A 12,009-nucleotide genomic window follows, 5' to 3' on the forward strand; every position below is an offset into this window, starting at 1 on the left:
CAAAGAGCGGCGAGGATGGATAAATTTCTCAAATAAACTCTTTACCAGACTCAAGTGCCGGTGTATAATGTTAAATGGCATGCAAGTCTCTATCATCTAGTACTTAAGGTTTACTAGTTTCTGCAATTCTATCGTTGCAGACATTTTATAAAATTACCGCTCAACTCTGGGAAGGGGGTGAATCGGCTAATGAGGGAATCGAGCTTTTTTGATCCTAAACAAAACTCTCAACAACCGAAAGATATTCGAGGAGGAGAAAAAAAGGTTATGAAGAAAAGTTTATCTGCCATTCTGTCCCTTGCTATGGCATTCTCGATGTTTTCTTCCGTAGTATCGGCGGCAGAAGATAAGAAAACTTCTGATGACTTCAGCGATCTGAAAGATCTGACTGCTGAACAGAAAAAGATTTTCGATGAAATGATCGGCGCTGGCATTTTCGACGGCGTTGCAGACGGAGTATTCGGTCTGAAAGACAAAATGAACCGCGCTCAATTCGCAAAAGTTGCGGCTCTGATTTTCGACCTGGATGTTGATACTTCCCTGAAGACGTCCTCCTTCTCCGATGTGAAAGCAGACGATCCTGCGAACGGCTACGCTCTGCCGTACATCGAAGCGCTTGTGAAAGCAGGCATCACGGACGGCTACGCTCCTGGCGAATTCAATCCGGCTGGCGAAGTAACGAAAGAGCAGCTCGCTGCATTCTTGCTCCGCGGTCTTGGCCTTGATTCCCAAGCGAAAGCAACTCCGGGCGTAAGCGACAAAACGGTTTCCGACTGGGCTAAAGGCTACGTAGCGCTGGCTATCCAAAAAGGTATCCTGAGCTCCGGCGAAAACGGTGAGTTCGGCGGTACTTCCGCAGCGACTCGCGACCTGCTCGTTCTGTCTTCTTACGAAGCGAAGAAGCAATACGTTCCTCCGGTTGGCAAAGCTGTAGCTGTTCTTGGCGTTGAAGCTACGGACGCTAGCGAGCTGACGGTGAACTTCTCCGCTCCGGTATCCGGCGAAGTGAAAGCTAGCAACTTCGAAGTGAAGAGAGACGGCACGATCGTTGACATCGACAGCGTGAAGCTGAGCGACGACAAGAAGAAAGCGATCATCACGCTGAAGAGCAAGCTTGTTGACGCTAAGTATTCCGTAACGGTTAGCGATATTGAGAAGCTGGACAGCTCGAAAACTTCTGCAGAAGTGCAAGCTGAAGCAGAGAAAATTACGAAAATCGAGTTCTTGACGGCTAGCGACACGATCGCTCAAGCCAAGAAAGTGCCGATTGAATTCCAAGCGATCAACCAATACGGCAAAAAATCCAGCAAAACAAGCAACGACTTTGAAATTCGTATCTCCGACAGAGATATTGAAGATACGTACAAACCGAAAGCGAACGAGTCGGCATTTACGATCGATACCTTCATTCCGGATGAAGATTCGAGCAGCAAAAATGAAAGAAACCTTCTTCGTGCTGGTGATCGCTTTACGATCAACATTTACAGCGACGAGTTCCGTGTTCAAGCGACGAAGATCTTCACCATTGGTGATGAAGCTCGCGTAACAAAAATTGAGTTTGGCGATCTCGTAGACAAAAACGGCAAGAAAATCGATTACATTAAAGCTGAAGAGGGCGACAAAGCATACATTAAATACAATGCTTACGACCAATACGGTTTCAAAGTAATCACGGCTGAACAACTTAACGACAGTGTGAACATCAGCACGACGAACCGTGTTGTTGAAGCCCAAAACGATGAAGGCGACCGCAAAGCTCCTTTCGTTCCTGATGTAGATGGCGATGAAGCAGATGATCTTCAATTGGTTTATGTCGAGTCTGATGAAGAAAGACAAGTCGACACTACGGTTACTGTAACAGCATTTGCTGGCGGAAGCACCGTATCCAAAGACATTAAAGTTGCTGCTATCAAGCAACCGGCATCGATCGAATTTGCGTCGTTCACTGGCACGATTGCTGATGGTGACAAAGAAAAAGCGCTCAAACTGATCGTTAAAGACAGCAACGGCGACGAGCTGACTGCACAAGAAATTAAGGATGCGGCTAGCAAGTTCAGAGTTTACTCGACAGGCGCTATCGATATCCCGAGAGACAGCACCGACATTGAAAACGGTATTGCATTGACTGGCGAAGATGTCGGCAAGCTGATCATTGAAGGCCGTGGTACGGGTGCATCTAGCGTCGAAATCTCCCTTAGAGAGAAGCCGGAAGTAAAAGCTAAGATTAACCTGAGCGTTTCCAAGCAACGTTACCCGGATTCGGTGAAGATCTCCAGCGAACTCGCAAGCACGGTTTTGGTTGGCGGTTACGACGAGTTCAAAGTCAAAACTTACGACCAATACGGCGAAGTGTACGAATGGAACTACTCCGAAGACGATTACGAAGTTAAGATGTCCTTGGAGGCTATTGGATCGGCTCAAGCTGCTACCATTTCCCAAGGCGACACCACTGTGCTTTCTGTAGATTCCAGCAAGCGTACGGCTGAGAAAGTGTCTTTGTTCAAAACTTCCGGAGAGTATCAGGAGTCTTCCGACTATAAGTATGAATACTTCGATAAAACTCTGAAGTTTAACGGGTCTGCAGAAGGTATCTATCGTGTGAAATTCGAACTGTTGAAAGACGGTAAGACTACTGGTCAAACCTTGACTAAGAACGTTGAAGTCGTCAACGGTACGGATACGGGCAGCAAAGATCTGACTTACAGCATTACTCTGAATAAGTCCACGGAAGATAACAAAATTCTGGCATTCAGAGAGCTGTACAAAGATGGCGGTAGCGTAGGTGTGCTGGATGCTACTTATGCTGATGACCCCGCAAAAATTCAAGAGACTTATAAAGTTCTCACGAAGGAAATCAAGGTTAAAGCTAAGGACAAATCCGGTAACGACGTTGCAGTTGATGGATTTGCACTTGTACAAGACGTATCCTCTGACAACAATGCTGTTGCAACAGCAGTGAAGAGCGGTGACAAATACTATGTTGTCGGTCAAAACGAAGGTACTGCTAACCTCCTTGTAACTTTCCGTACTCCGGATGGTCAAAGATCGGCTAGCGTACAAGTGAAAACTGTTGCTGAAACTCCGAAAGTTGAAACTATTACTCTCAGCAAAACGTCCAAAGGTATCGCGTTTAGCGAGCTGAATGGCAAATTTGTATGGGATGATAAACTTGCTGACGAAATGAAGATCATCGATCAATTCGGTGGCGAGTATAAGAACGATGGCGACAGCGAAACGCTGAGAGACACTGGTGCTGATGCACTTGGACTTAAGTTCTATATCGGCGATGCTAAGTGGAATGGTTCGTCAACTGGCTTGAACGTTTCGGTTGACTCCGAAGGCCGTATCACCACTACTGGCGATAAAGGTAACCTGAAGAGCTTCAAGATTTACGTTCAAGCTCCGAACGGCAAAACCGCTTCGATCGACGTTGTCCTTAACTAATTTATCTTTCTTTAAAAAAGGGCCCCCAGGGGCCCTTTTTTATCAAATAAGAAAAGAAAACCTTGAGAAGGAGCATATCCATGAAAAAAGTTATATGTTCCATCTTCGTGCTTGCACTTGCAGGCAGCATTACCGTCAGTGCGGCAAGTAATAGCGATCAAACGTATAAAGGTTATTCCGTCATTCATGTTCAAGCCAATCAGAAAGCGATTCAATCGGACGTGCCCGGAATCAACATGGACGGGACGTCGATGGTGCCCCTGCGCGTCATCGCCGAAGCATTGGGCGCTGAGGTAGAATGGAACGGGGAAACGTCCACCGTACTCATATCAACAACTCAAGCTCCGCCCGCACAGCCTGCCCAACAAAAGCCGGACCCTTCCCAGGAACGAATCGAGCACATTTATCAATCGTTACATAATGAGTTGGAAGACATCGATCACCTGATCGAGCAAACGCAAATGGCCAAAGATTTATATATGGATCTTCAGGAAACAAGGCAATTGGATAACATCGAAAATATAAAGCTGAAAAAAGTGCAGTCGCAATATAAAGAAATTCACAGCAAAATCATCGATCTGCAGGACAAATATCCCGAGCAATCCAAGTCAGTCGAGCAATTTTTTGCTGATTTGAAGCAGCTGGACATCGTTATTGCCGATTATCAGACCGCTTTGGATCAGCTTATTCGATATACGGATGAATCTTCAGAACGTGCATACTTAAGGAATTATTATATGTATCTCATGCAAGCTTCAGATAAATTATATGAATTAAAAACCGATATTACGGGAAGAACCAATACTATACTTGAGAGGTTTGACTCATGAAACATAAGCTAACTGTCGCCCTCGCTGCGGTTGCAATAAGCTCCGGTCTCATCGTGGCATACGCAGATGCCCCGCAATCTAACGTTATGCCGGGCTCTGTCGATGATCCGATCATTACGAAAAGTTACTTTGATCAGCACATTTCTGAGAAAATAGCTGAAGAGCTGTCCAAGCTACAGGGAGGAGCGCCGGCTGCCACTCCAGATCAGTCTTCGCATCCAGAGAAGCCTTCCTCTTCGTCCTCAGCTTCCGAGCTGATTGTTATTCAGCTTGAAAATGGGCAAACCTTATATGGCGAAGCAGGTACTGAAATCATTGTCCGAAGCGGCCAAACCGTCGCCGTCAGCAAAGATGACGGACTGGCGGACGTAACGTCGGGTAAAGATATCGCTGCGGGAGGCAAAATTGAGCTTAACCATCTGCTTATCGTCCCCCGCGACGGCCGCGGCATCAAGCCCGATGCCAAAAACAAACAGGAGATCTTTGTTATGGTCAGGGGAAATTATAAAGTAGTCGACGCAGACGGGACTACAGTCGCACCATAAATTTTAACCGAATATCCAGCAGTTTATACGTCTGAATCTTGCCTGAGCGGCAAACAATATGGCTACATCGACACGCCAAGGAGGATTTGGACATGCCGAAAAAAAGCAATAAGAAAGTCGTTCCGGGAAGTGAGCAAGCGCTGAATGCCATGAAATACGAAATTGCGGCAGAGCTTGGTCTGCCTGTCGGCCAAGCTTACGGGAACAGCAATGTTGAATTTGCCGCGGAGCTTGGCGCCATGCCTGCCGGTTCGGTGAAAGAGGATTACTGGGGACATATCGCCTCCCGCGATGCCGGGGCAGTAGGGGGACATATTACCGCGCGGCTCATTCGAAAAGCCGAGGAAATGATGTTAAACCTGTAGGCGACAGCCAATTTAAAAGGGCAATCATCAATCATCATTGACAGTCATCGACAAATCCAGTAATATGAACAAAAGAAGGTAGCGATCAAACCTTTTCCAAGTGGAAAAGGTTGATTTTTTGTATGTGTACTTAATTGCCGACTTTGAAATACTAGTTATAGGAGGTCGTTATTATGTCCAATCATTCAAGGCGCCGATTGTTTACTTCCGAATCGGTTACGGAAGGCCATCCGGATAAAATTTGTGACCAAATTTCCGATGCGGTATTGGATGCATTTTTGCAAAACGATCCGAATGCCCGCGTTGCTTGCGAAGTATCGGTAGCGACCGGTCTCGTGCTCGTTATCGGCGAAATTTCCAGCCGTTCGGAATATGTCGATATTCAAGCGATTGCGCGCCAAACGATTAAAGATATCGGGTATACCCGTGCAAAATACGGTTTCGATTACCAAACTTGCGCCGTCCTTGTATCGCTTAACGAACAATCTCCGGATATCGCTCAAGGGGTTAACCAAGCTTTGGAAGCGAGAGAAGGCCAAATGACGGAAGAGGAGATCGAAGCCATCGGCGCGGGCGACCAAGGTCTTATGTTTGGTTTTGCTACCAACGAAACGCCGGAGCTCATGCCGCTTCCGATCTCGATGGCTCACCAGCTTGCGCGCCGCCTGACCGAAGTGCGGAAGAACGGCACACTGCCGTATTTGCGTCCTGACGGCAAGACACAGGTGACGGTGGAATACGACGGCGATACGCCTGTTCGTGTCGATGCCATCGTCGTATCGACGCAGCACAGCGAGGACGTATCGCAAGAGCAAATTCATGCAGACATCAAGGAACACGTCATCAAGCCGATCGTTCCGGCCAAATTTTTGGACGACAAGACGAACTTCTTCATTAACCCGACAGGCCGTTTCGTCATCGGCGGACCTCACGGCGATGCCGGCTTGACGGGACGCAAAATCATCGTCGATACGTACGGCGGCTATGCGCGTCATGGCGGCGGGGCATTCTCCGGCAAAGACCCGACCAAGGTAGACCGTTCGGCAGCCTACGCGGCCCGTTATGTCGCCAAGAACATCGTCGCGGCAGGCCTGGCGGACAAATGCGAGGTGCAGCTTGCCTATGCGATTGGCGTCGCTCGTCCGGTGTCGATTTCCGTCGACACGTTCGGTACCGGCAAAGTGAGCGAAGATCGGCTCGTTGAGTTGATCCGCAAGCATTTCGACCTTCGTCCTGCCGGTATCATCAAATCGCTCGATTTGCGCCGTCCGATTTACAAGCAGACGGCTGCCTACGGCCATTTCGGCCGCAACGATCTGGACGTTCCGTGGGAGCGTACGGACAAGGCGGAAGTGCTGAAAGCCGAGGCTTTGGGCTAATGCCCGTTCTCATCTAATATCCAATTCGCCAAAATTTGACGACTTTCCCGCTTAAGGGAGGGTCGTCTATTTTTTTGTCATATATTGCGGTGTCGTTTATTTTTCCTCTATGAATATCGTAACTTTTCTACATGTTTTTGAGTCTAAATACTAGGGAGAGTGGAAATCGAGAGGAGAGAACGACAGCGTGTTTTTTGCGAAAAAATGGAGAAAATGGTCGGCTGCGGCGTTAACGGGCATGCTGCTAGTAACCCAGTGGGCTGCTGCGGCCGCAGCGACGCAGGCGCCTGCGGAGCCTACCCTGCAGCTTGTCAGCGAGGAGCCGTTGACTGCGGGGGCCGTCTTGAAGAAGTACGTCTGGCAGTCGACACGAAACGGCAAAGCGTATAAGACGAACGGCAACGTCATCGAGGTCGACTTGACGAATCCGTATGTGAAGCTAGATGTCATGACAGGTACAGAGAACCAGTTTACGCGCAGGCAGACCGTTCTGGGAATGGCGACAGAGACGAAAGCCGTTGCCGGGGTAAACGGGGACTTTTACAATACGAAGGCGGAAGGCGTACCGATGGGGCCGCAAATTTCCGACGGCAAGCTGATGGCGACGCCGCCTTACTTGCCGGGCTTCTATTCGTTTGCCCTCGATAAAGATAATAAGCCCATCGTGGATTTATTTACGTTTACCGGTACGGTACAGGCAGCGGACGGGGCTACTTTTCCGCTCGGCGGCATCAATAAAACCTATTATTGGTCCGAGCCCGATCTGGTGCACAGCCATATCGATTCGATCTTTATGTATACGAACGCCTGGGGCCAGGTTGACCGCTCCAACGACGGCGTTACCGTCCCTACGGAAGTGCTGGTGCAGAACAATGTCATTACCCAAATCGCGGACAATGGCATTATTAAAATGATAGCGCCTGAGGACGGATACATATTGCGGGCGGCCGGCACAGGAGCCGACTTCGTCCGCCAGCATCTGAAGGTGGGCGATCCGCTGGTCGTCGATTATAAGGTGCTGCCTCAGGACCCGAGCAAGACGTACGATGTCGACAGCTTCAAAATGATGATCGGCGGCCATACGATTTTGGTCGATGGAGGCCAGCCGGCAGCATTTTCCCGTGAAGTTGCCAGCCTTTGCTGTACGAGAGCCCGGACGGCGATCGGGTATAACCAGGATCAGACCAAGGTCTATCTCATTACCGTCGATCATGCCGGAGACAGCAAGGGTCTCACGATGACCGAGCTGCAGCAGTTCATGATCAAGGTCGGCGTATGGAAGGGATTGAACCTGGACGGAGGCGGCTCGACGCAGATGGTGGCCCGTCCGCTAGGCGAATTTACCCCGCAGCTGATCAACAAGCCGGAGAACGGCTCGCAGCGCAGAGTCGTCAATGGCGTCGGTGTCTACTCGACCGCGCCGCAAGGCGAAGTGAAGGCGCTGTTCATTCAGGCGCCGAGCGTGCTGTTCCTGAACGAGCAATCGCCGCTGACCGTCAAGGGATACGACGTTTTTTACAATCCGATCGAGATGGACAAGGTGAACGCCCAGTGGTCTGTCGCCGACGGGATGGGAACGTTCAAGGACAATATTTTCACACCGACGAAGGCAGGCAAAGCGCGCATTACGGCGGTTTCCGGGCAAGGAACGCATTCGACGGACGTGGAGGTAATCGGCGGCAAAGATCTGGAGTCGCTGCGCATCGAGGCCGACTCGTTGGCGCTGGTCGAGGGTCAATCGTACACATTGCCGGTAACGGCGACGACCATATCGGGCAAAACGCGGCAGGTGCCGCCTGAGGTGCTGCAGTGGGAGGTTCTCGGCATCGAGGGTGAAGTGAAGGACGGCGTTCTTACCGTAAATCAACTGAACGGAACGACACCGGCGCAAATTATCGCCCGCTATGACGGCTTCAGCACAATGACGGCGATTCCGGTGGCGGTGGATAAAGTGTTTTACGATCTGGACAACACCGCAGTGATGACCATGACCGACAAGAAGCCGGACGATGTGCAGGTTTCGGTCAGCATCGTTCCAGCCGAAGACGGGAACAAATATTTGGAAATGAAATACGACTTCACGGAAAGCATTAACCGTTCGGAGACGGTACCGGCAGAAGCGGACGATACCGGCAACAAATGGGCGTTCGCTACATTGGATACGAATGTGTTGGTTGAAGGCGAGCCGCAGTTTATGAAGCTCAGGATCAAGGGAGACGAGAGCTTGAACTGGCTTCGCGCCGAAATCAAAGACAACGCCGGAACGGTGCATCGGGTCGATCTTGCGCGCAATATTAACTGGAGCGGCTGGAAGTCGTTCACCGTCGATTTGTCGGAATATAAGATCCAATATCCGATTCGTCTGCAAAGCATCTACGTCGTTAACGAGAAGATCAAGCGGGACGAGCTGAGTCCGTCCGGCACCATCGGCATCGACGACATCATCTTTACTTACAAAGGCACGTTGGAGCAGACGTCCCGGAATTCCGTCGAGCTGACCATCAATAAGAAGAACGTGAAAGTAAACGGCAAAACGATGACGCTTGAGCAGGCCCCGGTCATCACGGAAGGCAATACGCTGATTCCGATCCGTTTTGTCACGGATGCGCTTGGCGGAGAAGTGCGGTGGGACGATGCGGAGCGAAAAGTCACCGTCGTTCGCGGCGACAAAATGATCGAACTGTGGATTGGGAGCAAAGAGCTCAATGTGAATGGGACAAGAGTCACCGCGGAGGTACCTCCGGTCATAATGCAGGACTTGACGATGGTTCCTTTAAGGATATTATCCGAGAATTTGGGATGGAAAGTAACATGGGATGAAAAAAACCAGAAAATTACACTTCAATAAATAGGCCTATATACTCTCACAAACTCTCATAATTGTGGTACTATATTGCTAGAAATGTTGAAAATTTGAGAATTTGTAGAGGGAGCCCGTTCGGATGGAAGTGGATGCCTTAGATCGCGTCATAAAAAATGCTATTGACGTCATGGAGAGCAGCAAGTATCAAATATTTGAGATCTGCGAAAGCGTCCGGTCCGAGCGGGAGGCTCTCTATCATGAGCTTCAACAGGTGATTGAAGAGACCACGAAGACCATTGACCAAGTGGACCAATACGAAGTGGAATACCGCAAATCCCGGATTCGTCTGACGGAAGTCAGCCGTGATTTCAAGCGGTATAACGAAGAGGACATTCGACTGGCCTATGAAGCCGCGACGCAGATGCAGACGCAGCTGGCGATGTACCGGGAGAAGGAAATACATCTCAAGCACCGCCGCGACGATCTGCAGAAGAGGCTGAAAAATGTCGATAGACAATTGGAACGAGCCGAAACGCTGGTGTCCCAGTTAAATGTGGTGCTCGAGTACTTGTCGGGCGATTTGAACCAGGTGACCCGGCTGCTGGAGTCTGCCAAAAATCGACAGCTTATGGGGCTGAAGATCATCTTGGCGCAGGAAGAGGAGCGCAAGCGGATTGCCCGCGAGATTCATGACGGTCTGGCCCAGACGATGGCCAATGTCGTGCTGCGGACCGAAATTGCTGAACGGATGCTTACGAAGCAGCAAGCCATCAGCGCCGTCAAGGAAGAGCTGTCCGATCTCAAGAGTCAGGTGCGCGACGGCATTGAAGAGGTTCGCAAAATTATTTTCAACCTTCGTCCGATGGCTCTTGACGATCTGGGGCTCGTCCCCACCTTGCGCAAGTTTGTGCAGGATTATGAAGAGAAGACGAAAATTCTCACCAAGTTCGAAATGGTCGGCAAAGAATTCAGGCTGCCCTCCGGCATGGAGGCGGCGGTATATCGGCTTGTCCAAGAAGCGTTCTCCAATGTGATGAAGCATGCGCAAGCGACGCATGTCGTGCTTGAACTCACTTTTCAGAAATCCATGGTCAAAATTACCGTAACCGATAACGGTACAGGCTTTTTGAAGGAACGAATCGATCGGAAAATCGAGAGCGGAAGCCACTTCGGTCTGGTTGGTATGAGGGAGCGTGTAGAGCTGTTGGAAGGAAGAATGGACATTCAGTCAACGATCGGCGTCGGCACGAAGCTATCGATGGTCATCCCAATCAAATCGGAGACTAAGGAGGACTGAATAATGGAAATGATTAGCACTGCGAAACGAACCATCAAGCTGGTATTGGCAGATGACCATCAATTATTTCGCGAAGGAGTCAAACGGATATTAAATATGGAGAACGATCTGGAGGTGGTCGGCGAATGCGGCGACGGCATTCAAGTGCTGGAGCTGTGCAATACGCTGCATCCGGACATCGTTCTGATGGATATTAATATGCCGGTTGAGAACGGCGTCGTCGCAACGGAGAAGCTGAAAGAAATATTTCCCGATATCAAGGTCGTCATCCTCTCTATCCATGATGACGAGAGCTATGTCTTCGAGACGCTGCGCAAAGGGGCTTCCGGGTACTTGCTGAAGGATATGGAGGCTGAGTCGCTGATCAATGCGATCCGTTCTGTCGTGGCCGGACATGCTTATATTCATCCGAAGGTGACAGGCAAGCTGATCAATCAGCTTCGGCGGATGACCTATTTGGACGAGGCGGGAGTAGCTGGGGGAGGCACGGTTTCCAAGGAAGCCGGCGTGAAATATGTGCATATGGACAACAGCCCGCTGACCCGCCGCGAAGCCGAGGTGCTGAGGCTGATGGCCGAGGGCAAGAGCAACAAGATGATCGGAGAGTTTCTGTATATTAGCGAGAAAACGGTGAAAAACCACGTCAGCAGCATCCTTCAAAAAATGGAGGTCGACGACCGGACGCAGGCGGTCATTATTGCCATCAAAAACGGCTGGGTTACGCTGTAGAGGCGGCAGCGCCTTCCCGCGCGGATGCCGGTCGGACCGGCATTTTCCGCGTGAGTCGCCGCGGGCAGGAGCCCGGTAACCATTACCTCTTCCCGAGCATATATTGCTCGTAGAGGAGGGAGACGCAATGATGATAGGCTTGCTTTATATACTCGGCATTTATGCCGCGGGACTGGCGATCATTCATTGGCTGCACGGCCGCTGGAGCAAGGAAGAGGGCGTGCGCAGACCTCATTACATTCTCATAACCCGCAACAATCAACTGCAGATTGAATGGTATATTCGCTCTTTGTTTTTCTTTTCCCGGGTCAAGGGGCGCAACATGATCGTCACCATTGTAGATGAAGGCTCGACAGACGATACGTTGGATATCGTCATGCGGCTGGCGAAAGTGTACGCGCTGAATGTTGTTTCCGAAGCGCAATGGAGCGCCGAAGCTCTTGAGACCTTGTTAGGGGATGAGAACGCTATTGTCGTCCGTCTTAACTATAACGAGGCTTTGGAAACCGCATTCAAATCTTTATAGACGCCTATGACGAGCGATTCCTGTCGCCATCGGTCGTCACCTTCGGTGTTGAAATTTTGTCGGCGTATACCGCCAAATTTTCAAGATAGAC

9 protein-coding genes are annotated in these 12,009 nt (G+C 50.1%); all 9 read left to right on the top strand.

What is annotated here, in order from left to right:
* Positions 1-189 precede the first annotated feature (189 nt).
* The 9 genes from F591_RS29635 (at position 190) to F591_RS0116245 (ending at position 11,918) form a co-directional block, all read left to right on the top strand.
* Entirely contained in the window at positions 190-3,444 is a 3,255-nt protein-coding gene (locus F591_RS29635) for an S-layer homology domain-containing protein (protein ID WP_083935505.1), read from the top strand.
* 80 nt (positions 3,445-3,524) lie between these two features.
* Positions 3,525-4,274 (top strand): stalk domain-containing protein, encoded by a 750-nt coding sequence (locus tag F591_RS29640; protein WP_019535674.1) that lies wholly within the window; start codon positions 3,525-3,527, stop codon positions 4,272-4,274.
* Positions 4,271-4,819, top strand: coding sequence for a hypothetical protein (locus tag F591_RS0116215; protein ID WP_019535675.1), 549 nt, complete (start codon positions 4,271-4,273; stop codon positions 4,817-4,819). The genes F591_RS29640 and F591_RS0116215 overlap by 4 nt, the downstream gene beginning before the upstream one ends.
* A 92-nt stretch (positions 4,820-4,911) precedes the next feature.
* The gene (locus F591_RS0116220) at positions 4,912-5,184 is read left to right on the top strand and encodes an alpha/beta-type small acid-soluble spore protein (protein ID WP_019535676.1); all 273 of its coding nucleotides are present in this window, start codon (positions 4,912-4,914) and stop codon (positions 5,182-5,184) included.
* 173 nt (positions 5,185-5,357) lie between these two features.
* Positions 5,358-6,563, top strand: a complete 1,206-nt coding sequence (gene metK / locus F591_RS0116225) for a methionine adenosyltransferase (protein WP_019535677.1) — start codon at positions 5,358-5,360, stop codon at positions 6,561-6,563.
* Between the two features lie 187 nt (positions 6,564-6,750).
* Positions 6,751-9,411: a stalk domain-containing protein gene (locus F591_RS0116230; protein WP_019535678.1), complete on the top strand. Its 2,661-nt coding sequence runs from the start codon at positions 6,751-6,753 to the stop codon at positions 9,409-9,411.
* Between the two features lie 94 nt (positions 9,412-9,505).
* Positions 9,506-10,663, top strand: coding sequence for a sensor histidine kinase (locus tag F591_RS0116235; RefSeq protein ID WP_019535679.1), 1,158 nt, complete (start codon positions 9,506-9,508; stop codon positions 10,661-10,663).
* A gap of 3 nt (positions 10,664-10,666) precedes the next feature.
* Positions 10,667-11,392, top strand: a complete 726-nt coding sequence (locus tag F591_RS0116240) for a response regulator (RefSeq protein WP_019535680.1) — start codon at positions 10,667-10,669, stop codon at positions 11,390-11,392.
* A gap of 127 nt (positions 11,393-11,519) precedes the next feature.
* The gene (locus F591_RS0116245; RefSeq protein ID WP_019535681.1) at positions 11,520-11,918 is read left to right on the top strand and encodes a hypothetical protein; all 399 of its coding nucleotides are present in this window, start codon (positions 11,520-11,522) and stop codon (positions 11,916-11,918) included.
* The last annotated feature ends 91 nt before the right edge of the window (positions 11,919-12,009 follow it).

The organism is Paenibacillus ginsengihumi DSM 21568 (assembly GCF_000380965.1).
In the GTDB taxonomy this organism is placed as follows: domain Bacteria; phylum Bacillota; class Bacilli; order Paenibacillales; family NBRC-103111; genus Paenibacillus_G; species Paenibacillus_G ginsengihumi.

Excerpts from the sequence above, each read along its gene's own strand:
- F591_RS29635 (WP_083935505.1), top strand. The coding sequence starts at position 190 with ATGAGGGAATCGAGCTTTTTTGATCCTAAACAAAACTCTCAACAACCG.
- F591_RS29640 (WP_019535674.1), top strand. The coding sequence starts at position 3,525 with ATGAAAAAAGTTATATGTTCCATCTTCGTGCTTGCACTTGCAGGCAGC.
- F591_RS0116215 (WP_019535675.1), top strand. The coding sequence starts at position 4,271 with ATGAAACATAAGCTAACTGTCGCCCTCGCTGCGGTTGCAATAAGCTCC.
- F591_RS0116220 (WP_019535676.1), top strand. The coding sequence starts at position 4,912 with ATGCCGAAAAAAAGCAATAAGAAAGTCGTTCCGGGAAGTGAGCAAGCG.
- metK (WP_019535677.1), top strand. The coding sequence starts at position 5,358 with ATGTCCAATCATTCAAGGCGCCGATTGTTTACTTCCGAATCGGTTACG.
- F591_RS0116235 (WP_019535679.1), top strand. The coding sequence starts at position 9,506 with ATGGAAGTGGATGCCTTAGATCGCGTCATAAAAAATGCTATTGACGTC.
- F591_RS0116240 (WP_019535680.1), top strand. The coding sequence starts at position 10,667 with ATGGAAATGATTAGCACTGCGAAACGAACCATCAAGCTGGTATTGGCA.
- F591_RS0116245 (WP_019535681.1), top strand. The coding sequence starts at position 11,520 with ATGATGATAGGCTTGCTTTATATACTCGGCATTTATGCCGCGGGACTG.